The sequence below is a fragment of the Mesorhizobium sp. Root695 genome, from assembly GCF_001428185.1.
Classification (GTDB): Bacteria; Pseudomonadota; Alphaproteobacteria; order Rhizobiales; family Rhizobiaceae; genus Mesorhizobium.
In genome coordinates, this window is sequence record NZ_LMHO01000023.1 from 561,344 (window position 1) to 582,302 (window position 20,959).

At 61.5% G+C, this 20,959-nt stretch carries 20 protein-coding genes, 1 tRNA gene and 4 pseudogenes; 14 read left to right on the forward strand and 11 right to left on the reverse strand.

What is annotated here, in order from left to right; genetic code table 11:
• Window positions 1–33: 33 nt before the first annotated feature.
• The 7 genes and pseudogenes from ASD99_RS32595 to ASD99_RS21785 form a co-directional block, all read right to left on the reverse strand.
• Window positions 34–513, reverse strand: a pseudogene (locus tag ASD99_RS32595) (Gfo/Idh/MocA family protein); the annotation flags it as partial.
• A 46-nt stretch (window positions 514–559) separates the two neighbouring features.
• Window positions 560–975 (reverse strand): annotated as a pseudogene (locus tag ASD99_RS35335) (DsrE family protein).
• A 144-nt stretch (window positions 976–1,119) separates the two neighbouring features.
• Complete coding sequence (locus tag ASD99_RS21760; protein WP_057144831.1) at window positions 1,120–2,085, reverse strand: MBL fold metallo-hydrolase; 966 nt, start codon at window positions 2,083–2,085, stop codon at window positions 1,120–1,122.
• Window positions 2,086–2,167: 82 nt separating this feature from the next.
• Window positions 2,168–2,992 (reverse strand): alpha/beta fold hydrolase, encoded by an 825-nt coding sequence (locus tag ASD99_RS21765; RefSeq protein WP_056584966.1) that lies wholly within the window; start codon window positions 2,990–2,992, stop codon window positions 2,168–2,170.
• 249 nt (window positions 2,993–3,241) lie between these two features.
• Window positions 3,242–3,541: a tautomerase family protein gene (locus ASD99_RS21775; RefSeq protein ID WP_057144833.1), complete on the reverse strand. Its 300-nt coding sequence runs from the start codon at window positions 3,539–3,541 to the stop codon at window positions 3,242–3,244.
• A 37-nt stretch (window positions 3,542–3,578) separates the two neighbouring features.
• A complete protein-coding gene (locus ASD99_RS21780; protein ID WP_056584963.1) occupies window positions 3,579–4,577 on the reverse strand; it encodes a zinc-dependent alcohol dehydrogenase family protein in 999 nt (332 codons plus the stop codon).
• A gap of 136 nt (window positions 4,578–4,713) precedes the next feature.
• Complete coding sequence (locus ASD99_RS21785) at window positions 4,714–7,581, reverse strand: ATP-binding protein (RefSeq protein WP_057144834.1); 2,868 nt, start codon at window positions 7,579–7,581, stop codon at window positions 4,714–4,716.
• 171 nt (window positions 7,582–7,752) lie between these two features.
• On the opposite strand from ASD99_RS21785, the pseudogene ASD99_RS32605 reads away from it, so the two are divergent.
• The 6 genes and pseudogenes from ASD99_RS32605 to ASD99_RS21815 form a co-directional block, all read left to right on the forward strand.
• A pseudogene (locus ASD99_RS32605) lies at window positions 7,753–8,372 on the forward strand (transposase); the annotation flags it as partial.
• A gap of 181 nt (window positions 8,373–8,553) precedes the next feature.
• Window positions 8,554–9,138 (forward strand): hypothetical protein, encoded by a 585-nt coding sequence (locus ASD99_RS21800; RefSeq protein ID WP_057144837.1) that lies wholly within the window; start codon window positions 8,554–8,556, stop codon window positions 9,136–9,138.
• 3 nt (window positions 9,139–9,141) lie between these two features.
• Entirely contained in the window at window positions 9,142–9,936 is a 795-nt protein-coding gene (locus ASD99_RS21805) for a hypothetical protein (protein ID WP_156389044.1), read from the forward strand.
• A gap of 192 nt (window positions 9,937–10,128) precedes the next feature.
• The gene (locus ASD99_RS21810; protein WP_056595260.1) at window positions 10,129–10,425 is read left to right on the forward strand and encodes a nickel-binding protein; all 297 of its coding nucleotides are present in this window, start codon (window positions 10,129–10,131) and stop codon (window positions 10,423–10,425) included.
• A gap of 129 nt (window positions 10,426–10,554) precedes the next feature.
• Window positions 10,555–10,713 carry a DUF1127 domain-containing protein gene (locus ASD99_RS32610; protein ID WP_162256717.1) on the forward strand — a complete coding sequence of 53 codons (159 nt, stop codon included), beginning with the start codon at window positions 10,555–10,557 and terminating at the stop codon, window positions 10,711–10,713.
• A gap of 27 nt (window positions 10,714–10,740) precedes the next feature.
• Entirely contained in the window at window positions 10,741–10,962 is a 222-nt protein-coding gene (locus ASD99_RS21815; RefSeq protein WP_056595262.1) for a hypothetical protein, read from the forward strand.
• 354 nt (window positions 10,963–11,316) lie between these two features.
• Here the strand turns inward: ASD99_RS21815 and ASD99_RS21820 are convergent, their stop codons facing one another.
• Window positions 11,317–12,195, reverse strand: a complete 879-nt coding sequence (locus ASD99_RS21820) for an AraC family transcriptional regulator (protein WP_057144839.1) — start codon at window positions 12,193–12,195, stop codon at window positions 11,317–11,319.
• A gap of 134 nt (window positions 12,196–12,329) precedes the next feature.
• On the opposite strand from ASD99_RS21820, the gene ASD99_RS21825 reads away from it, so the two are divergent.
• The 6 genes and pseudogenes from ASD99_RS21825 to ASD99_RS32625 all read left to right on the forward strand — a co-directional run.
• Window positions 12,330–13,073 (forward strand): SDR family NAD(P)-dependent oxidoreductase, encoded by a 744-nt coding sequence (locus tag ASD99_RS21825; RefSeq protein ID WP_056595264.1) that lies wholly within the window; start codon window positions 12,330–12,332, stop codon window positions 13,071–13,073.
• Between the two features lie 15 nt (window positions 13,074–13,088).
• Window positions 13,089–13,448, forward strand: a complete 360-nt coding sequence (locus tag ASD99_RS21830) for a VOC family protein (protein ID WP_244483021.1) — start codon at window positions 13,089–13,091, stop codon at window positions 13,446–13,448.
• Between the two features lie 47 nt (window positions 13,449–13,495).
• Window positions 13,496–14,467, forward strand: coding sequence for a saccharopine dehydrogenase family protein (locus ASD99_RS21835; RefSeq protein WP_244497853.1), 972 nt, complete (start codon window positions 13,496–13,498; stop codon window positions 14,465–14,467).
• Window positions 14,468–14,477: 10 nt separating this feature from the next.
• Window positions 14,478–14,804, forward strand: coding sequence for a nuclear transport factor 2 family protein (locus ASD99_RS21840; protein ID WP_057144841.1), 327 nt, complete (start codon window positions 14,478–14,480; stop codon window positions 14,802–14,804).
• 107 nt (window positions 14,805–14,911) lie between these two features.
• Window positions 14,912–15,382 carry a nuclear transport factor 2 family protein gene (locus ASD99_RS21845; RefSeq protein WP_056595271.1) on the forward strand — a complete coding sequence of 157 codons (471 nt, stop codon included), beginning with the start codon at window positions 14,912–14,914 and terminating at the stop codon, window positions 15,380–15,382.
• 490 nt (window positions 15,383–15,872) lie between these two features.
• Window positions 15,873–16,262, forward strand: a pseudogene (locus tag ASD99_RS32625) (tyrosine-type recombinase/integrase); the annotation flags it as partial.
• An 83-nt stretch (window positions 16,263–16,345) separates the two neighbouring features.
• Here ASD99_RS32625 and ASD99_RS21850 read toward each other — a convergent pair.
• Window positions 16,346–16,421, reverse strand: a tRNA-Ile gene (locus ASD99_RS21850).
• Between the two features lie 134 nt (window positions 16,422–16,555).
• Here ASD99_RS21850 and ASD99_RS21855 point away from each other — a divergent pair.
• Window positions 16,556–17,269, forward strand: a complete 714-nt coding sequence (locus tag ASD99_RS21855) for an SIMPL domain-containing protein (protein ID WP_057144842.1) — start codon at window positions 16,556–16,558, stop codon at window positions 17,267–17,269.
• A 240-nt stretch (window positions 17,270–17,509) separates the two neighbouring features.
• Here ASD99_RS21855 and ASD99_RS21860 read toward each other — a convergent pair whose 3' ends face one another.
• Both ASD99_RS21860 and ASD99_RS21865 read right to left on the reverse strand, forming a co-directional pair.
• Complete coding sequence (locus ASD99_RS21860) at window positions 17,510–17,866, reverse strand: hypothetical protein (RefSeq protein ID WP_056595275.1); 357 nt, start codon at window positions 17,864–17,866, stop codon at window positions 17,510–17,512.
• Between the two features lie 228 nt (window positions 17,867–18,094).
• Window positions 18,095–18,541, reverse strand: coding sequence for a YcgN family cysteine cluster protein (locus ASD99_RS21865; protein ID WP_057144930.1), 447 nt, complete (start codon window positions 18,539–18,541; stop codon window positions 18,095–18,097).
• Window positions 18,542–18,738: 197 nt separating this feature from the next.
• Here ASD99_RS21865 and ASD99_RS21870 point away from each other — a divergent pair, with 197 nt between their 5' ends.
• Window positions 18,739–20,796 carry an OmpA family protein gene (locus ASD99_RS21870; protein ID WP_057144843.1) on the forward strand — a complete coding sequence of 686 codons (2,058 nt, stop codon included), beginning with the start codon at window positions 18,739–18,741 and terminating at the stop codon, window positions 20,794–20,796.
• The last annotated feature ends 163 nt before the right edge of the window (window positions 20,797–20,959 follow it).

A 20,959-nucleotide genomic window follows, 5' to 3' on the forward strand; every position in this document is an offset into this window, starting at 1 on the left:
CGTTGGAGAAAGAACCGCCAATGTTTCAGTTACTCCCCAAGTGATGCCCGAGCCAATGATCGAGCAAGATAGCACTTCGCCTAGATAGCCCCGCCTGGTGAGCTCACGCATTTGCCGGATGGTCGGATTCGCGCGGGTCTGAAGGCCGACCATTGTCGAGACGCGTTTTTCGGCGGCGAGCGAGTGCATCGTCTCCGCATCACGCCATTCGGAAAACACCGACTTTCCCGCTTCCAACGCCGCAGTTACCACTCGAAGGTGTTCCGGCACCCTCACCGTGACGACCACCAGATCGACATCAGGGTGGTTCACAAGCTCCTCCGTCGACGAGACCGCGCGCTGGAAACCGAACTTCTCGGCTGACGCCCGCGCAGTTTCAATCCGGTGGTGGCTCACGACAGAAAGGCTGAACTGCGGCAAATCTCTCAACGCAGGCACATGGGCGGTCGAGGCCCAGCCGCGGTCGGGGTGCACGCCGATGATGCCAACTCTGACGGGTGCATGGGTCGGCATGGCGGCCTCCTTTGTTCAATGAGAGATTCGATCGGTGAACCGACCGTCACTCTGTAATCTTGACGAAGCCCTGCTGCACGAGCTGTATTGTGCGTGCCATGGCGTCGAGATTGACCTTGATGCGGGGGAGAAGATCGGCGTTTCCCCAGCCGTTGACCTTCGCGGTCACACCGCAAAGTTCGACCTTGACGCCCTTGTCGATGAGGTCGGCAACCAGCTTCTTGTATGGGTTGCCGGTGGCAATGTTGCGCGACGCGTTATAGGCTGCGTCACTGAGCGTGACGTGACCCGCATTGTGTGGAAGACCACGATCACGTCAGATGTCGCCTGCCAGTTCGTGATGTCCGTGGTGATCAGTTGAAGATGGAACAGCGCTGCTGGCAGATCGCCTTCAAACTGAAGGCCCCCGATGCTGTGGACCGATTTTACCGCGTTCAGTTCAACCGGTATATCGATCGTCAGAGCGCTTTTTGGTTTCCGACATGGCTGTCTCCTGAAGGTTGGGATTTCTGTCAAAAGATCGGGCCGGGACGGCCGGTGCGTCCCGATTGCGCGTGTGAGTTGGGGATCGCGCCAGAAGAGATCGGCGCACAAAGAAGGCTCGTACTAGACGCCCTCGTAGACCAGCCGCGTGAAGAAGCCCGGATCGATGACGAAATTTCCCCACTTGGCATCGAACGCCGCCGTGGGCTTGGCGGCGACTGTCTCGTCTCTCGATCGCCCTTGGTGCTTGAGCGCCGCGACCTTCTCTCGCACGGCGACAAGCATGTCGCGGAATTCCTGGAGTTCCGCTCGATTGCTCACGGGGCTTCCGTGGCCTGGGATGATAATCGTCTTGGCAGTCGATGTAGCCAAGTTCGCATCCGAAGCCGCGATCATTCCGTCAATGCCGCCTCCCGTCGAATAGTCGATGAAGGGATAGATCCCGTTCCAGTAGGTGTCGCCGACATGGAGGACGTCCGCCTCGCCGAACATGACCGAGATGTCGCCGTCGGTGTGCGCCGGGCCATAATATTTCATTGCTACCGACTGGCCGTTCAGCTTAAGCGAATGCTCTTTTGAGAAGACGTGCTTTGGCACCCCGCTCTGCTCCAGCGGCATGAAATTGTAGTCCCAGTCCTCGACCCGTTGTACCTGCGACAGGTGCTTTAGGGTATTCTCGTGCGCAATGATCTTGGCGCCGCCAGCACCGATCCAGGGGTTGCCGTCCGCGTGATCGAAATGCCAGTGGGTGTTGATCAGATGGGTCACGGGTTCGGCGGAGATGGCTGCGAGCGCCTTCGTCATCTGGGTGCGTGACACGCTGATGCCCGCGTCAACCATGACGAGCCCGTCCTTGCCGCCCAGGACCGCGACATTGCCGCCGGAGCCTTCGAGGACGGTGATGTTGTTCCTCAGCTTGTGGGTGGCAATGTTTGCCTTGGCGGCGCTGTCCTTGATGAGGCTCACCAGCCCGCGCGCCTCGGCATAGGCCGCACGTGGGCTCATCCAACCGCCGGTCGCTGCGAAGGTGGCAGCGCCTATGCAGCAAAGGCAAAATCCACGCCGGGAAAGCATGTGTTCCGTCATCATGACATACCTTTCCGCAGCCGACCTCAGGTGAGCCGACAGCTTTTGAATTGGCTTGAGGAGATCGAGGGCAGGCCTAGGGCGGTCACGCCTTGATAAAGGCGAGCAGGTCCGCGTTGATCACATCGGCATGCGTTGTGAACATTCCATGCGGGTACCCGTCGTAGACCTTGAGTGCTCCGTTCTTGAGCAGCTTGACGGAGAGTTCGGCAGAGTCGGCGATGGGCACGACTTGGTCGTCGCTTCCATGCATTATCAGGACCGGAACGTCGATTATCTGCAGGTCCTCGGTGAAATCGGTTTCCGAGAACACCTTGATGCACTCGTAGTGCGCGTTCGCTGCGCCCATCATCCCTTGGCGCCACCAGTTGCGGATCGTGCCTTCGGAGATAACGGCGCCTGGGCGGTTGAAGCCGTAGAATGGTCCGCTAGCGATATCGAGATAGAGTTGCGCTCGGTTTGACGCCAAGGCGGTGCGGTAGCCGTCGAAGACCTCGATGGGGAGTCCACCAGGGTTCTTGGCAGACTTGACCATCACGGGAGGAATCGCAGAGATGAGCACTGCTTTGGCGACCCTGCCTTTACCGTGCCGGGCGACGTACCTGGTGACCTCACCGCCCCCGGTCGAATGGCCAATATGGATCGCCTCGCGAAGGTCGAGCGCCTCGGCGAGTGCGGCGACGTCGGCGGCGTAAGTATCCATGTCATTGCCGTCGGAGGTCTGGCTTGAGCGACCGTGGCCCCTCCGGTCGTGGGCGATGACGCGGAAGCCCTTGTCGAGGAAGAACAGCATCTGGTTATCCCAATCGTCGCCGCTCAGCGGCCACCCGTGATGGAACACGATCGGCTGACCTGCTCCCCAGTCCTTGTAGAAAATCTGCGCGCCGTCTTTCACCTTGATGCTGTTCATAATCTCACTCCCATCTTCAATGGTTGCATTGGTTGAGTTCACAGACGCCCTGGCCACCAAAGGCAGCGTCGTGGCAAGAGCGACGGCTCCCGTCCCGATAAGGACTTCCCGTCTTGTCGTCGTGGGCATTGTTGTGGATGTGCTCGTATCCATTTCTCTTCCCCTTTACGGGCTGGACACGGCTTTGACGGCTCGGGACGTATGCCGTCCGGATGCTCTCGTTTCGGCCGTGTAGAGATTGCGAAGTGGTCAGCCCAGAACTGGCGCCGCCGCGGCCCACTCTTTCCGGGTGGTAGGCGTACCGTCGATCATTTCGGCGACCTCTTTGGATTTCGAAAGAGTCGTCATCAACGACTTGGGTCCTTCAAACGGCCTGCCGCCGATGTGCCAGCCGTCGGTATGAAGCTCTTCGATAAGGACCCATACCACCTCGCGGAACGCCTCCGATCCCTCGAACTTTACCATGACGTCGGTCAGGGCCTTCGCCATGGCATGCTTCTCTTCCGGCGTGAACACGCCGTCGACCAGTTTCACATTAACGAATGGCATGACGCGTTTCCTTTGATTAGAGCTTGAAGGGGTCGCTTTAGTCGGTGACGTCGATCACGATCTTGCCGTTGGCAGTTCGGTTTTCGATTTCGGCATATGCCTCCGCAATGGTCTCGAAACTGAAGCGGCGGGGATCGACGAGAGGTGTGATCTTTCCTGCTTCCGCGAGCCGCTTCGCCTCTCGCAGGATTTGCCCGTGATGGGCGCGGCCTTCCCCGGTCAGGATCGGCAGGAGCGTGAAGACGCCAGAGTAGCTTGCGGCTCGGAACGAGAGTGGACCGAGCGAATGGGTGCCCCATCCCAGGCAGCTGACGACATGGCCGAAGCGGGTCACAGCGTTGAAAGCGGCGTCGATACCGGCTCCGCCCACAGTGTCGTAGACGATATCGAAGCCACGCCCGCCCGTATGGTCTTTGACGTATTCGTCGACCGTCGCCTGATGGCGGTCGATTGCGGTGGCACAGAGCTCTTCGATCTCGCGTTGCTTGGCAGCCTTGTCCACGGCGAAGACCTCGGCTCCGAAAGCGCGTGCGATCTGGATTGCAATGTGGCCGACGCCGCCGGCGCCGAGCACCAACACCCTCTGCCGGGCCTGGACTTGGGCGCGATCCACCAGACCTTCCCAAGCGGTGATGAACACCAGCGGCAACGCGGCCGCTTCGCGCATGGTCATGTTGGCAGGTTTGGGGCCAAGCAAATCAGCGTCAACGGTGACGAAAGTCGCGAGCGAGCCCTGGAGACCGCCTACGCCGCCCGTCATGCCGAAGACCTCGTCCTGCGCCTTGAACGCGGTCACCCCGGAGCCGACAGCCTCAACAATTCCGGCTACGTCCATACCGAGAACAGCGGGCAGTGGATGCCGCGCATGCGGAGCTTGCCCGCTTTTGATCTTGAGATCGAGCGGGTTGACGCTGCTCGCCCTGACGCGGACAAGTACCTCGCCAGGCGCGGGCGCCGGGCAGTCCATGCTGGTGCGGACGAAGTCAGAGTTCGTCTCGTTTAGGACGAGGGCGTCCATTTTTCTCGGCATAGTCATCTGTCTGCCTCGCTGCGGTGTCGACGGCTATCCGGCGACCAAAAGAGGATGACAGAGCTGTGTGATTTCAAGCCAGTGAATCGTAGTGAAATCTTGTGAGGAGCGCGAACACAGACGCGGGGAACGCGCGGGAAGATCAAGAAATCTCGGCCAAAAGATTCTTTGCCGCCACCATGTCGGCCGTATCAAAGCCTTCAGTGAACCGATCGTAGACCGCAGCCAATCGTGTACGCGCCCGATCGGTATTTCCCCGGTCGCGCGCCAACTTCGTCAAACTCGTGGTCGTCCGAAGCTCCCAGGACAGGGCGTCCTGCCGACCCGCTACATCGAGCGAGTGAAGATAGCATCGTTCGACGCTCCCGAGGTCATCGCCGCCGCGCCAAAGGACGTCCCCCTTCAGGCGATAGAGTTCTGCGACGCACCAGAGCTCCTCCTTCGCCTCGCTGGCGCTTATCGCCGCCTCCACCAGCGATCGCGCTTCGGCGTGTTGTCCCAGAGAAGACAGGCCCTCGGCCAGAAAGCCGAGAAATCTGACGGTGTAGAGGTTGAAGAGTTTTACCTGACGGAGTTCAGCCAACCCGTTTCGGAGAAGCGGAACGCCGCTCTCGGCAAGCCCTCGCTGGATCAGAAGGACCGCCTTCCAGCACCGACCGAACACCTCCCATGGTCCGAGCGCGTTCGTGTTTGCCAACTGGAGTAGCTCCGTGATAGCTGAATCTGCCGCCGGTAGGTCGCCGACATGAACAAAGACCGGACAGGACCAGCGAGCCAGGGCTTCACACAACGAGATCGCGTGGCCCGATTCCCGCGCGGCCGCGACGGCGGTGTGGACCGCCTTAATGGCTTGATCGGGAAGGCCTTCCATCCAAAGGAGTTGGGCGGGTTGGATTCGAGCCGAAATCGACTGGCCGAACCTGAAACGCACTGAATTCGCGGAGACGGTGTCAGTAGAGACATCGTGGCCCAACATGAGATCGGCGTGACGGCGGGCACCCCGGAAGTCACCCATGCAAAATAGGGTCATGCTGAGCATCCGGTCACCGATAAACCGATCAAGTCCGCTTTGTGCGAGCGCCACGAACCGTTCGGCGTTTCCCAGCGACGCCCTATAATCACCCATGCCCACCTGGGCGACCCATAGACCCCAAAGAGCCTCCGCTTGAGCGTCGACATCCCCCAACTGTTCCGAAATCTCCAACGCTTTAGTGAAAGCGGCCGGAGCTTGTGGCGCGAAGCCGATTTTGAATGCTTGAGAGAGCCCCAGCGCTCTGTAGAGCTGCATGATCTGACGAGCGTAGTCGTTTCTTCGCTTTCCCGGACCGATGCCTAGCAGCGCGCGCTGGACGCTGGTCAGGCATTCGTCGACCAGAGAAAGCTGGTACCACATCGGAATGGCGGCGACGGTAACCGCTAGCCCAACTTCTAGATCGCCATGATCCGAGTACGCCCAGTCCAGAGCGAAGCGTATGTTGTTGATGTGGGAACCATATCTCGACAGCCACTCTTCGCTCGACAGGGTTTCCACTTCCTCCTGCGAATGTCGAAGGACATCGCACAGATAGGTCGCCAGTTTCCGAATGACGGCGTCGAGCTCACCTTCCTCCCGGACTTTTTCCAAAACGAAAGCCCGCGTTGTGTCGAGCAAACGGTATCGCGCGGCCTTGCGTTGAGCATCGACGGCTACCAGGGATTTGGCGACGAGGTTAGCAAGAAGGCCTGGTACGTCGCGGTCGGGGGAGGTCACGTCGGTTGCAATGGCAACAGCAGCTTCCCGTCCGAAGTCGCCTGCGAAGATAGCGAGTCGACGCAGGACTTTCCGCTCCTCTTTTGAAAGCGCTCCGTAGCTCCAGTCGATCATTGCAGCCAAAGTCTGATGGCGAGGTAGAGCGGTGCGCCGTCCCCCGGTCAGCAACCGCAGACGATCGTTGAGAAGTTCGGCGATTCCGCGGGTGCCAAATGCCTCCACCCGCGCTGCGGCAAGCTCAATCGCCAGGGCGATTCCATCGAGCTGGCGGCATATATGTGTGACCACGGGCGCTTCATCGTCGTCGAACGTATACCCGCTTCCGGACGAGGTCGCCCGCTCCACGAACAAACGGATAGCGGGAAACTCCAACGCGTAGGCAGCAGTCATACCCGCCGCCGACGGCGGTGTATCGAGAGGGGGGAGCCTGTAGACGCTTTCACCCTCCACCCGCAAGGCTTCGCGGCTGGTGGCAAGGATGGTGATCTCCGGCAGTTCGCGGAGCAAGGTCTCCGCCAGACGGGCGGTGGCTTCGAGAACGAGCTCGCAACTGTCGAACACGAGTAGCAAACGTTTGCCGCGAAGGTGCCCGATGAGGTTCGCGGTCGGATCACCCGATGTCTCGGGAAGGCGAAGCTGTGACGCCAGGACTGAAGGGACGATTTGGGAGTTCGTTATTGGGGCAAGGTCGACGAAGCAATGGCCATGCTCATGCGATGACAACAATTGTTCTGCCACGCGAAGGCCGACGGTTGTCTTCCCTATGCCACCTGGGCCGACAATGGTGACCAGCCGGAACCTTTGAAACCGCCCTTCGACGGTTTTGATGGCTTCTTCACGTCCGATAGGTCGCGTCAGCTGTTTTGGGAGGTTGTTCGGGGCCGTTGTCTTCTTGGGCTCGTGCCCAACACGAGAGCGGGTGAGAGGAGCAATGAACCGATAGCCCCTTGATGGAACGGCGACGATGTATCGCGGAGCGGCTTGATCCTCGCCGAGCACCCTGCGGAGCAACGCGATCTGAGCTCGAAGGTTCGACTCCTCCACTCTGGCGTTGGCCCAAGCTCGCACGGTCAATTGATCCTTCGTTACCAGTTCACCCGGTCGTTCAGTCAACGTGATGAGGAGTTCGAGCGCTCGGGATCCGATCGTGACAGGTTCATCGTTTTTGAGCAGAAGATGTCGCCCCGGATAGAGCTGGAATGAGCCAAAGGCGAGCGCCAGGTCTGCCGAGATTGCCTTCAGGGAAGCTTGCTCTTGCATACTTATCCTTCCCCGGTCACGGAGCGTTGCCAGCCGGATTATAGATTGATGCTGCGAAGGAGATCGAGTCTCCTGGTCACGTACTGATGACAGTGCGATAGACTGACCTTTGAAAGGACTGTCAGGAATTCCGTGTGCGGGCGGGCATAATGGGTAAAAAGGATTCCCACTATGACCCGACGCAAAGAACCTGCGATACCAAATGATTTACTCGACCAGCTTCTGGCAGGAGGCGCAGCCAGTGCTGCCTTCGAACAGGGCGGCCTGTTGGATTCGCTCAAGAAGGCTCTGACCGAGCGCGCGCTAAACGCGGAGATGGACCGTCATCTGGCGAGCGGCGAAGACGCTGGCAATACGCGTAACGGCTACGGCCGCAAGACCGTGACGACGGAGACCGGCAAGCTGGAGATCGACGTACCGCGCGATTGCCAGGCCAGTTTCGATGCGCAGCTGATCGCCAAGTATCAGCGTCGCTTCCCCGGTTTCGACGAAAAGATCGTGTCTATGTACGCGCGCGGCATGAGCACCCGGGGCTGCGGGTGATGAACGAGCTCAAGAACCGCGGCGTCGACGATATCCTGCTGGCCGTTGTCGATGGCCTGAAGGGCTTCCCCGACGCGATCACCGCCGTGTTCCCGGAGGCGATCGTTCAGACCTGCATCGTCCACCTACGCAACTCCATGGACTTCGTCTCCTGGAAAGACCGCAAAGGGCTGGCGACAGCGCTCAAGGACATCTACCGCGCCGTCGATGCCGATGCGGCCGAAAAGGCGCTGACGGCGTTCGAGGCCAGGCGCTTGCAGCAGGCGGCCTGCAGGACGCGATACATAGCTACGTTCGCCACAGCTATCGCTTCGCCATCGATGATCCAGGACTGGGCTTTGTGCGGCCTGCCTCTTTGCAAGGGGACGACAAGCTTGCCAAGGCGCGCAAGCTGGCAGCCTTACGCGATTGGAGCGCGGCTGCAAGAATTTGGCGGACAATGAAGGCCTCTCTCCAACTGACGTCGATCTCTGGGCGCAGGTCGTCGAATGTGGCGGGCGGCCAACCGAGGCGATCCCTGAACTGGCCCGCGCGGTGGCAGCTCATGTCGAGGCTGGCGACTTCGCCCGCGCCGCCAGGTCCGCTATCACACTCGCAAAAATCCACGCCGAGCGTGGATCAGGTGCCGTCGCAGAGGGATGGCTGGAACGTGCCGCGTCGCTTCTTTCCCAGTCAAAAGACGATAGCACGCAGGCCTATCTGCTGTGGATGAGGTCACGCCTGGCATCTTCCGGCGGCCGGCCTGAGGAAGCGCTGCGACTGGCGTCAGCCGCTCACGCGATAGCCGAGAATTGCGACGATCCCGGCCTGCGGGCTCTGACTTTGACGTATAAGAGATTTTTCAATCTCGCCCTCGGCAAGATCGAGGAGGGCAGCGAGCAGCAAAATCGTGCGGCGGCAATCGCCTTGTCGAGCCAGGTTGACCCGATCACCGGCAGCCTTGTTTATTGCAATATCCTCGGAGCTGCAGGACATATGCCGATTGGCCTCGTGCCCGCCAGTGGAGCGCTTTGAAAGTTGGTGCACCGTAGTTTTGCGCAGACCTCGGGTGCGTGTGACCTTCATCGCGCTGAAGTGATCGCGGCGCAGCAGGTATTGCCGGAAGCCCTGACTTGCATAAACGAAGCGCTACCCAAGCTCTCCGCGGAGGAATCCTGGTCGCTCGGCGAAGGCTTCCGTGTCCGCGGCGATATCTTCGCCATGAGCGGCGACCTTACATCGGCGCGGGCCGACTACGATCAGGCTTATGCGCTCGGCTGGGATGCGGAGCCTGGCAATGCTGTGCTTCTATTCGAAACCGGCGATCTGGACGGGGCGCTTGCCGCACTCGACCGGGCTCTGCAGGGGACGTCGTGGTTCCATCTGCAGCGACGCGGAAACCTGTTGGTAAACGCGGCTTGCATTGCAGCACGCGGCGGGCGCTCTGACCAGACGTCAATCTATCTCAAAGAAATCGATGCCCAGCTAGAACGCTGGCGGCAACCCGCAACGCAGGCATTGATAGCCGAAACCAAGGCCGCACTTTGCAGGCCAGGCGATCCAAACGGAAATCGGCTTCTGTTATTGGCGCGACAGCTATGGACCAGTGCAGGCGTCGATTATCACGCGGCAAGGGTTCGGCTGCAGATCGCCAGTGCCCTGTTGCGTTCGGGTGACGTCAGCGGTGCGAAAGTGGAGATCACCGCGGCCGAGAGATCGGCCCGCCATCTCGGATCACGGCGCCTGGAAGAGGAAGCCGCAACGCTTCGCAATGGCTTTTCGCGCGAATGCCAGTCGATTGTCGATGGCTCCGGGCAAGAACTCAATCTCTGAGCATGCCTGCCTTCTTTAACTGGACTGGCTGCCGATCAAGCATATCGGCGGCGGTGGCCAACGATCAGCCAGAGATCAGGTCCCGATAAGGACGATCAGCCCTCCCTGAAGGTAATTTTCCCAAGCCAAGCAGACACGCCTGGCAATAAGCAGCGCCGCGAAGGGCTGGCGCTAAATCGAAAGGGAAAGATCATGAACCTGTTTGTTATCCGCCGCCCCAGCGCTTGGGCATCACTGCAGGAACTCGAAGCCGCCGGCGCCAAATCGGCAAAGGTCGCCAAGGAACAGATGTCGGGTACGGTCAGCTGGATCCGCAGCTATGTCGTGCACGAACCCGATGGCCGCATCGGCACCTTCTGCATCTACGAGGCCAAAGACGGCGAGGCCATCCGCGATCACGCCAAGCGCGTTGGCATGCCCGGCGAGGAATTCTACCCGGTCGCCGACACGGTCATCATTCGCAATGATCCGATGACAGCGGCCGCCTGAGACCGCCAGTCGCTGCCTCGCGTGATCAAAGCGGGGCAGCGTCATCCAATCAGCAACCAATGAACAGACGGCGCTTGGAACGGCATGCCGCATTCCGGTGCCGCGATTCCTCACGAATGGAGAAAACCAATGTTTCACTACCTGAAGCGCGTGTCGATCGGGCTGAGAGCACGCAGGGCCGAGAAAGCTTTGCACCAACTGCCTGACCACATCCTGAAGGACATCGGCATTCGCCGCGGTGCGATCGCATATGCTGTTCGGGAACACTTCAAGGACCGTCTCGTCTGAGTGCCCAGACCAATTGGAAACCAGGAAATGGAACTTCTGATAAACGTGGCGAACGTCATGTATGTGATCGCCTACTTCACGCTGGACATCTTGCGGCTGAGGATTCTCACCACAGCGGCTGCAATCTGCCTTGCCGTGTATTTCTATAGCCAGCCCGCGCCACTCATGAACGTCGTCGGCTGGAACGTTTTCTTTGTGATTCTGAATCTGATCCAGATCGGCCGCATTGTGAAGTCCCGCCGTAGCTGAAGCCAGGCTTGCCGACACACTGAATGTCGGTTCGCATGCAGCTTCAGCCTGCGCTAAGCGCTACAGGCGGGCTGCCACCAGACCATTAAAAAGCAACGTGATCATCTCTACCGGTACCGCGCTACTCTATGCCGGCATCGGCTTGAGTTGCGGATGCTGTCAAGTAGATGTCAGCCTTAGAGAAGGGCAAGATAATACACGGGGCCGACATCAGGCGCATTGCGGTCCGGCACCTTTTTGGGTCAAAAGGGGGCCGACTACCGACCGTCCGCTGCTGGGCTGCCCAAGATGAAAGCGGACACACGACATCGGATGCCATGGTTTGGATTAGACCCGACTCCTGCATAGGCACAGTTACGCCTCGCTTCGAAGACGTACTACATCCTTGGATGGGGGCAGCCCGAACTGCCGCGCGTATTCCCGGCTGAACTGGTTGGGGCTTTCGTAGCCGACACAGAAGGCCACAGATGTCGCGCTTCCCTCTCCTGCCATCAGAAGCGTGCGGGCATGAAGCAGGCGGACCTGCTTTTGGTATTGGATGGGGCTGAGCGCCGTGACCGCCTTGAAATGGCGGTGGAATGCCGAGACGCTCAGGGCCGCCATCTCGGCGAGCGCCTCGACCCTCAGGGGCTTTGCGAAATTCTGCCGGATCCATTGGATCGCGACGCCGATCCGTGAGAGCGCCGCGTCGGGCGCCGCGATGTCCCGTAGCATCCAGCCCAAGGGTCCCTGCAGCACCCGGAACAGGATCTCCCGTTCGTAGGCAGGCGCGAGCACGGCGACCTCGTCCGGCCGGTTCATAAGCCGGAGCATCCGCACCCAGGCGTCGAGAAATTCCTCGCTAACGGGCGCAACCGAGAAGCCCGACCCGAAGAGCTTGCTGCACACTTGCACGGGCAGGTCGCTGATCAGCGCCGCGACAGTCGCAGGGTGGAGCGTTAGACTGACCGCGAGATACGGCTCCCCCGTGGCCGCCGGATGCACCGACCCCACGGCCGGTAGATCGACCGACATGACGAAATAAGTGGCGGGGTCGTAGGCGAAGGTCCGTTCGCCGACCGTCATTGTCTTCGAGCCGGTCAGGATCAGGTTGATCATCGGCTCATAGACGGCCGAAAGCCGGTGCTCGGGTATTTCACCCTGGACCATGGCGACGCGGGGAATTCCTGTTTCCGTCCGGCGATTTTCGGCCGACGAGGCCAAGCTGCGCAGTTCCTGAAGTTGCTCTTCCATGGGGTCGACCGTGACAGACCGGGAATGGCTTCGCAAGCGCGAAGCAGAAATAGGCAAGCTTCAGGAAGAAATGGGTGAGCGCGGGAGACGGAGCAGGCTTAGCTTCAGGTTACCGAATATAGAAGGAAAGACCCATGAAGATCGTCATCGTCACCGGAAGCAGCCGGGGCCTAGGAGCGAGCACCGCCGTCGAATGCGCCCGCAACGGCATGGGCGTGGTCGTAACCTACAACAGCAATCCCGAAAAAGCAGAGGAGGTCGTGAAGACGATCGTGCAGAGCAGCGGCAGGGCCGTGGCCCTGAAGCTCGACGTCGGAAACGTCAGTTCCTTCCCGGCATTTCGTGACGCCGTCGCCGCCCAACTGCAATCCGTCTGGGGCCGTGGCGATTTCGACTATCTCGTCAACAACGCCGGATACGGCCTCTTCAGTCCGATCGCCAAAGTGACGGAAGAACAGTTCGACGGGCTGTTCAACGTCCATCTCAAGGGACCTTTCTTCCTGACCCAGATCCTCCTGCCGATGATGGCGGACGGCGGCCAGGTCATCAACATCACCAGCGCCACCTCGCGCGTGGCGACGGCCGGCGTCGCACCCTATGCCTCGTTCAAGGGTGGGCTCGAAGTCCTGACCCGCTACATGGCCAAGGAGTTCGGCGAGCGGGGGATTAGGGCGAACTCGATCGCACCCGGTGCAATCCGCACCGAACTGGGTGGCGGCCTGAACGACGAGTTCGAGGCGATGCTCGCGGGCCAGACCGCGCTCGGCCGCGTCGGCGAACCCGAAGAGATCGGTGGCGTCGTCGCCAGCCTTTTGTCCGGTCAGAACCGCTGGATCAATGCCCAGAACATCGAGGTCGCGGGCGGCTACGTCATCTGACCAAAGGAGAGCAGCATGCTCGACCACGTTTTTATCTCCGTCAGCGACGTCGCCCGTTCGATCGCCTTCTACGAGGCAGCGCTTGCACCGCGCGGCATTACTCACGTGATTAATTACGACGGAAAGGATGGTCCACGCGGCCATCCGGACCTGAAGGGTTTTGGCGCGAACGGAAGGGTCTTCTTCTGGCTCCGCGATGGCGTCGTCGAAGGCCGTGCGGCTCATGTCGGCTTCGTCGCCAACGGCACAACTCAGGTCGATGCCGCCTTCGCTGCCGCCATGGCCGCAGGCGCTTCCGAGGTCCATCCGCCCGGAGCGCAGCTCCACTACGACCCACGCTACTACGCCGCGCAGGTTCTCGACCGACGGCTATAGCCTCGAATTCGTCTACAAGGAATGGCAGCACTGACATGACAAAACTGATGATCTATGGCGCGACCGGCTACACCGGCCGGATGGCGGCAGAGCATGCAACGGCGGCAGGTACGCCACTCGTGCTCGCCGGCCGCAGCGAAGCGGCCCTGTCGAAGTTCTCCGCTGATCTCGGCGTGGAATACCGCGTCTTCGGTCTCGAAGACGCGGCGACGATCGGCAGCGGCTTCGCCGGCATTTCGGTCCTCCTGAACTGCGCCGGGCCGTTCATGAGCACCGCCGACGCCCTGATGAAGACGTCGATCCGCAACGGCATCCACTATCTCGACACCGCGGCCGAACTCGACAGCTACCGGTTGGCGGAAGGACTCGACGACGAGGCGAAAGCCGCGGGCGTCATGCTCATGCCGGGCGGCGGTGGCAGCGTTGCTATGCTCGGCAGTCTCGCCGGACATGGCGCTGCGCGCGTCGCGAATCCTCGCAAGATCAGGATCGCGCTGTATGTCGCAGGCGGACTTTCCCGAGGATCGGCGATCAGCGCCATGGAGAACGTCACCGTCGAGACCCTGGCGCGCGTGGATGGCGAGCTGGTCACCGTAGCTGCCGACGGTATCCGGAAGTTCGACTTCGGCAAGGGGGCGGTCGACTGCTTCCCGGTGACGCTGCCCGATCTCATCACGATCTGGCGGTCGACGGGCGTTCCCGACGTCGAGACCTTCGTGCATTTGACCGGCGACGGACTCCCGCAGGGCGATCTCTCGCTGCTCCCGGACGGCCCGAGCGAAGACGAGCGTCTGGCGAACCGCTGCCAGGCGGCCGTCGAAGTCACCGACGCGGATGGACACGTCGCCCATTCGCGTCTCGACACGGTCAACGGCTATACCTTCACCGCGATGGCTGCGGCCGAAGCTGGCCGCCGTGTGCTTGCAGGCGAAGTCCGCTTCGGCTTCCAAGCGCCCGCCGATCTGTTCGGAAGCGGCTTCGCCCAGACCATCGCCGACACCACGATCGTCGACATCTGAGGAATGCACGATGCAGAAGCTCGTCGAATCCTTCATCGCGACCGCAAACGCCTTCGACGTCGAGGGCGCGCTGTCCCTGTTCGCCGCCGACGCCGTCATCGATGACGTTTCGGTCGGCGACACCTTCGTCGGGCGCGATGGCGTCCGCAAATACCTCGAGCGCTTCTTCGTCGGCTACAGCACCAAAAGCAGGCTGTTGTCATTAGAGGAGCTGGACGACCTCCATTCGAACGTCCGGCTCGATTTCACAGGCGATTTCGGGCACGAGGTCGGCATCCTGAAGATTGCAATCAATTCGGACGGTCTGATCGAGCGCATGGACGCCGACTTGGAATAGCGGCTCCACCAGCAGTCCTATCGAACCAATATCACCGGCGCCGTGGGCGCCGATGCCGGGGACGGTTTGCATTCCGCGAGCCTCCGGCACGACAAGGAGCACGTTTTATGACCACCTCGCCATCTCTCACACAGGACGCCGCAGACAGGCTCGCGGTCGTCGAGGCCCTCTATCGCTTCGCCGCGGGCATCGACCTTCGCGACATGGAGCTTCTGGCTTCTTCGCTTGCGGAGAACGCGGTCTCCGACTTTCGGCCGGCTGCTGCCAAAGCCAGGTTCGAGTATCCGGTGATTGAAGGCCGGGATGTCATCGTCTCTGCCCTGACGACGTCGCTCAGCACGCTGGACACCACCCATTCCGTCAGCAATCCGCGCGTCGCCATCGATGGCGACACGGCACGCATGGACGTGCTCGTGGAAGCCCAGCACGTTCCCCGCAGCGATCCCTCGCGTCACTACCTCATGAAGAACCGCTACGACGTCGAGCTGGCGAGAACCGGCGACGTCTGGGTCATCACCCGCAACACGGTCGACAATGTCTGGCGGACGGGCGATCTGACTGTTCTCTCCGAGATCTAAACCTCCAATGAGGGCGACGGGAATGGAATGGCGGCAGGTTCTGTTTCCGCCGCCATTCTCCCGCGGATGACCGCTGTTGACGCGAACATGCCGCCTCCTCAGTCCGCTTCCATGTCCGCTTTAGGGACGCCGCTAGCGTAGACCCTATGACCGAGATTAGGCGCATTGCTGATAGGCGTATTGCTGACCGGCAGATTTGGGCCGGAGAACGAGCCCGCTGCGCGGGAGGGGCGCCTGCGGTTGAGGTAGAGATCAAGAACCGGTCGTCGCGCTCGCGTTGAGCGTCGTTCGGCTCGAGCAGAGCATGGCGGGCTTCTTCAACAAGGAGCCTGACCATGCAGCACCTCGTTCTCGATGCCCGGATCAGCCCACTGCGCCAGCGGCTGATCGACGACATGAACATGCGGCGTTTCTCACGGGAGACACAGCGCAACTATCTCCGCGATATCGAACGCCTGGCGACATTCCTCGGGCGTTCACCCGTCACTTCGACGGGTTCGATATCGTCCAGGCCAAGAACAAGGGACGAACCGGCGGCAAACGGCTTTTCGTGCCGATCACGCCGATGCTGTCCGAGATCCTGGATGCGGCTGACAGGCGCGGCGAGAGCGTCTTGGTCAACGCCTATGGGGAGCCCTTCTCCGCCAAGTCCTTGACTGGAATGATGGCGCATTGGTGCAAGCTTGCCGGTCTTCCGAAGGGCCTGACCCTGCATGGCTTGAGGAAGTCGCCCGGTGTTTATCTGGCGGAGGCCGAGGCCTCCACCAGGCAGATGATGGACGTCCTCGGTCACGACGACATCGATCATGCGGAGCTCTATTCGCGCGAGGCATCGCAGGTACGGCTGGCGGTCCAGGGGATGGATCGCGTCGTGCGGCTGGTCACGCGCAAGCCGATGCTTGGCGAACCTGTTGGCGAACCTTGTGGCGAACCGCCTTCTAAAGCATTGATAAATAACGATAATGGTGGGCCCGGAGGGACTCGAACCCCCAACCAAGCGGTTATGAGCCGCCGGCTCTAACCATTGAGCTACAGGCCCCACGCGGGCTGGATTAATGTTTTTCCCGTCGCGGCACAAGGCTTTCCCGCCGGGCTTCCGCAGATCGCCCAAATCAACCCATAATCGCGCTCTACGCGACCTCTGCGACTTGATCGCAGACCAAGGAGATTTTCATGACGAGAAACCTTTTGCCCATCGCGCTCGCCGCTGCAATCGCTTTTCCGACGATGGCTGGAGCCACCGATTTGCCGACGCCGCCCCGCATCATCGTGTCAGGCGAAGGCGAAGCAACCGTGGCGCCTGATCTGGCGGTCCTGACGCTGAGCGTCATGCGCGAGGCCAAGACCGCGCGCGCCGCGCTCGACGCCAACAATGACGCCATGGCCGCCGTGATCGCGGCGATGAAGTCGGCTGGCATCAAGGACCGCGACCTGCAGACCGCCGGTATCCAGATCAACCCGCGCTACAACTACACCAACAAGCCGGACGGCAGCCAGGAAGCCGAACTCGTCGCCTATCAGGTGACCAACACGCTTTCGGTGCGGGTGCGCGACGTCGACAAGACCGGCGAGATCCTTGACAAGGCGGTGTCGATCGGCGTCAACCAGGGCGGCGGCATCGCCTTCACCAATGACAACCCGGCGGCCACGGTCACGGAGGCGCGCAAGAAGGCGGTCGCCAACGCCATGGCCAAGGCCAAGACGCTGGCCGAGGCCGCAGGTGTCAGCCTCGGCCGGGTACTCGAGATCACTGATCAGAACATGGCGCCGACGCCAATGCCGATCAACGCCAAGGCCTTCGACGCCGCGGCGGGTGCCGCGGCTCCGGTGCAGGCCGGCGAGAATTCCTACAATGTGCAGGTCACCGTCACCTTCGAACTGAAGTAACCGGCACTGAACGATCCGTGGCTGAGCCTTGCTCAGCCACGGCAATCACCAGCCAATAGCGTGCATGAAAAACCCCGCGGGATTGCTCCGCGGGGTTTTTTCGAGCCACACCCTTCAAACGGAAAGGGGCTCGGCTAGTCCCGGCTGATCCTCGTAGAGGATCATGCCGCATCGACCTTTGCAGAGGGTCGTGTCTCCAGGCTGACGCTCGCAGAGGGTCATGCCTCTATGATTCCAGCCTCAGCGATAGATAACCGGGCAGCCGCGCTCGTTGGCGAACACCACCACGACACGGTCGCCATCCTGGCGGCCCATCACCTTCACCGTACGACGGCTGACGTCGACGATGCGGACACGGTGGAGACCCATGCGCTCGGCCTTGTCGAGGGCGCGGTCCGGCGAACAGCCACGGCGCCAGTCGCCGCGGCGTTCATCACGGCGATGGCGATAGCCGTCGTCGCCGGCATAGACGCCGAAGCGCGGGTCGTTGTTGTTGCCGAAGCCGAGATAGAGGCTGTCGGCGTGAGCGGGGATGGCCGTCAGCGTGCCGAGACCGACCAGGGCCGAAAGGGCTGCCGTCTTGATCGTATTGAACATCGTCTTCTCTCCTTTTTGCGGGCTTTCGCCCGTCCTCGTGAACCGATGGGGGGAGAATGCGCTTGCCAGTCTGAACTCTTTGCGAACCTGCTGTTCATCTCCGGTTCATGTGGCGAGAAAAGGGAAATTTCCGGCCATTCGCCATCGTCCACAGCCTGTGGTGAACGCCAAAACGCCTGACTGAGCCTGCGGTTCCCAATCCGGCGGGCTGAGGACCTGACGCGAGTCTCAGGGTTCTTCGTCCAGCATGTAGTCAAAATAGTCTTCCGGCTCGGCAAGATCGGTTTCGCTCGCATTGACCCGGCCGCGCATCGAGATGCCAGCTTCATGCACGGTCTCGGCGCTGCCCGACACCAGCCGGTGCCACCAGTAGAGGTCGCGGCCCTCGGCCACCAGGCGGTAGGCGCAGGTGCTGGGCAGCCAGCTGATGGTGCGCACATTCTGCGGCGTCAGCCCGACGCAGTCGGGAACACGCGCCAGCCGGTTGGCGTAGTCCGAACAGCGGCAGGTCTCGGCGTCGAACATTCGGCAGCCGACGCTAGTCCAGTAGATCTCGCCGGTGTCCTCGTCCTCAAGCTTCGACAGGCAGCATTTGCCGCAGCCGTCGCAGAGCGATTCCCACTCGGCCGGGCTCATCGCCTCCAGCGTCTTGGTTTTCCAGAATGGCGTTTCCATTCCCGGCATGTGGCCCCAGCCGCCGGCAAGGTCAAGCGCGGCAACGGCCGAAATGCGGCTGTCATTAGGCGAATGACACGAAGTTGCCTTCAAAAGGCCGGTCAATCGCCCCGCGCGGCCTGTATTCACGCCAAACCGGAACCAATCGGCGCAAGATCGGTTTCGGCAAGGATGGGACCCCACAAGGAGAATTTTCGATGAAACGCCAACCACGGATTCTGGCCGGCACCGCCCTTGGCCTGCTGATGGCATCCGCGCCGTTGGGCGCGTACCCGCTTCAGGGAGGTGCCGCGTTCGGTCCTGCCCAGCGCACGTCAGCCCCATTCATTTTGGCGCAAGCTGCGTGCGCCGAAGGCGAATCGGCCGAGGCCTGTGCACAGAAGCAGCAGGCGGAACCCGAACAGAAGCCCGGGCGCAAGAAGGCCGATCCGCAACAGCAGGCAGCGCCCGCCCAGAGCGAGCAGCCCGTCGAGGAGCAGCAGCCACGCAGGAAGAAGCGCGATCAGCAGCAGCAGACCGAGCAGGCACCAGCCGAACAGGCGGCTCCAGCCGAGGAACAGCTGCCGCGCAGGAAGAAGCGCGATCAGCAGCAGCAGACCGAGCAGGCGCCGGCCGATCAGGCCGCTCCGGCCGCCCAGGAGCAGCAGCCGCGCAAGAAGAAGCGCGACCAGCAGCTGCAGACCGAGCAGGCGCCGGCCCAACAAGCAGCACCCGCCCAGGAGCAGCAGCCGCGCAAGAAGAAGCGCGACCAGCAGCAGCAGACCGACCAGGCACCGGCAGGCCAGGCAGAACCGGCCAACGACAATCAGCCCGCCGAGCAGGCTAAGCCGCGCAAGAAGAAGCAGGACCAGCAGGCCGAACCTGAGGTCGCCCCGACGCCGAAGGAAGCTCCCGCTGGAGAGGCGACGGCTCCCTCCGGCGAACAGCCTGCGGCCCAGGGCGAGCAGCCTCAGGACACGACGAAGAAGCGTGTCAGGAAACCTGTTGGCGAGCAGCCGGTGACGGGAGAGCAGCCGGCCACTGGAGAACAGCCGCCAACGGCCGAACAACCCGCCAATGGTCAGCAGCCGGCCGAAGGTGAAAATGCGGCCGACAAGAACGCAGCTCCTATCCTTGATAGCCAGAAGGATGTCCTGCGCAAGCGCAAGGGCAAGAACGGCCAGCAGGGAGGCGAGAATGCGAATGGCGAGCAGGCCAACCAGCCCGCGCAGCAGAATGGCGAGCAGGCGCAAGCTCCAAAGCCGGCCCCGGTCGACCAGGGACCGCCGCCCACCGACGACAAGTCGGCCCAACAGGCAATCCAGCCTGAAAAGATCGCGCCGGTGACGGAGGAAAAGGGCACGCGCGTGGAGCGTGCGCCCGATGAGAACGTCCGCGACCGCCGGCGTCCGAAAGGCGTCGACGTCGTCAGGGAACTCGGCGATCGCGTCATCCTGCAGTTCAACAACCAGACATTCGTCCAGAGTAATGACGCCCCGCGCATGAAACGCGGCGCCAAGGACGTCTACTACGAGGATCTGCCGCAAGGCCGCACACGCGAGACGGTCGAGCGGGGCAATGGCGTCCAGATCGTCACCATCCGCAACCGTTACGGCGATGTCATCCGGCGTTCGCGCATCACGCCTGATGGCCGCGAATATGTGCTCAGCTATGTCGACGAGCGCACCTATCAGGACGAGGGCGACTGGCGCGATCCCGGCGACGACCTGCCGCCGATGCGGCTGACCATCCCGCGCCGGGAGTACATCCTTAATTCCGAGGATGTCGAAAGCCCCGATGACTACTACGACTTCCTCGAACAGCCGCCGGTGGAGAAGGTCCAACGCCTCTATTCGATCAACGAGGTCAAGCGTTCGGCCCGCGTGCGCGACATTGCACGGCGCGTCGATCTCGACACGCTCAACTTCGAATTCGGTTCGGCCTCGATCTCCGACACCGAGGTGCAGAAGCTCGAGGGCGTCGCCACCGCCATGGAGAGACTGTTGAAGAAGAACCCGGCCGAGACCTTCCTGATCGAAGGTCATACCGACGCCGTCGGCTCGCCGGAAGCCAACCTCGCTCTGTCCGATCGCCGCGCGGAAGCGGTGGCGGAAGCGCTGACCAACGCCTTCGGCATCCCGCCGGAGAACCTGACCACGCAGGGCTATGGCGAGGAGTATCTGAAGGTCAATACGGCGGCGCCAAACCGCGAGAACCGGCGCGTTGGCATTCGCCGCATCACCTCCCTGGTGGCACCGGTGGCCAGCAACAATTAGGTCATGATTTCAAAACCATGACCTGGTTTGCGGAATCGCCACGAGAGGCATCCATCCCCGGCCCTGCCGGGGATGGATCGACGTGCCGGGTTTAATAAGAATTGTGCCGGTATGCAGCCGGGCTCATTGAATCGAAGGCGCACCTATCCCAGATTCAATGCCG

Bases quoted from the DNA above. Each gene is read 5' to 3' on its own strand.
- ASD99_RS21760 (WP_057144831.1), bottom strand. From the start codon at position 2,085: ATGATGACGGAACACATGCTTTCCCGGCGTGGATTTTGCCTTTGCTGC.
- ASD99_RS21765 (WP_056584966.1), bottom strand. From the start codon at position 2,992: ATGAACAGCATCAAGGTGAAAGACGGCGCGCAGATTTTCTACAAGGAC.
- ASD99_RS21775 (WP_057144833.1), bottom strand. From the start codon at position 3,541: ATGCCATTCGTTAATGTGAAACTGGTCGACGGCGTGTTCACGCCGGAA.
- ASD99_RS21780 (WP_056584963.1), bottom strand. From the start codon at position 4,577: ATGACTATGCCGAGAAAAATGGACGCCCTCGTCCTAAACGAGACGAAC.
- ASD99_RS21785 (WP_057144834.1), bottom strand. From the start codon at position 7,581: ATGCAAGAGCAAGCTTCCCTGAAGGCAATCTCGGCAGACCTGGCGCTC.
- ASD99_RS21810 (WP_056595260.1), top strand. From the start codon at position 10,129: ATGAACCTGTTTGTTATCCGCCGCCCCAGCGCTTGGGCATCACTGCAG.
- ASD99_RS32610 (WP_162256717.1), top strand. From the start codon at position 10,555: ATGTTTCACTACCTGAAGCGCGTGTCGATCGGGCTGAGAGCACGCAGG.
- ASD99_RS21815 (WP_056595262.1), top strand. From the start codon at position 10,741: ATGGAACTTCTGATAAACGTGGCGAACGTCATGTATGTGATCGCCTAC.
- ASD99_RS21820 (WP_057144839.1), bottom strand. From the start codon at position 12,195: ATGGAAGAGCAACTTCAGGAACTGCGCAGCTTGGCCTCGTCGGCCGAA.
- ASD99_RS21825 (WP_056595264.1), top strand. From the start codon at position 12,330: ATGAAGATCGTCATCGTCACCGGAAGCAGCCGGGGCCTAGGAGCGAGC.
- ASD99_RS21830 (WP_244483021.1), top strand. From the start codon at position 13,089: ATGCTCGACCACGTTTTTATCTCCGTCAGCGACGTCGCCCGTTCGATC.
- ASD99_RS21835 (WP_244497853.1), top strand. From the start codon at position 13,496: ATGATCTATGGCGCGACCGGCTACACCGGCCGGATGGCGGCAGAGCAT.
- ASD99_RS21840 (WP_057144841.1), top strand. From the start codon at position 14,478: ATGCAGAAGCTCGTCGAATCCTTCATCGCGACCGCAAACGCCTTCGAC.
- ASD99_RS21845 (WP_056595271.1), top strand. From the start codon at position 14,912: ATGACCACCTCGCCATCTCTCACACAGGACGCCGCAGACAGGCTCGCG.
- ASD99_RS21855 (WP_057144842.1), top strand. From the start codon at position 16,556: ATGACGAGAAACCTTTTGCCCATCGCGCTCGCCGCTGCAATCGCTTTT.
- ASD99_RS21860 (WP_056595275.1), bottom strand. From the start codon at position 17,866: ATGTTCAATACGATCAAGACGGCAGCCCTTTCGGCCCTGGTCGGTCTC.
- ASD99_RS21865 (WP_057144930.1), bottom strand. From the start codon at position 18,541: ATGGAAACGCCATTCTGGAAAACCAAGACGCTGGAGGCGATGAGCCCG.
- ASD99_RS21870 (WP_057144843.1), top strand. From the start codon at position 18,739: ATGAAACGCCAACCACGGATTCTGGCCGGCACCGCCCTTGGCCTGCTG.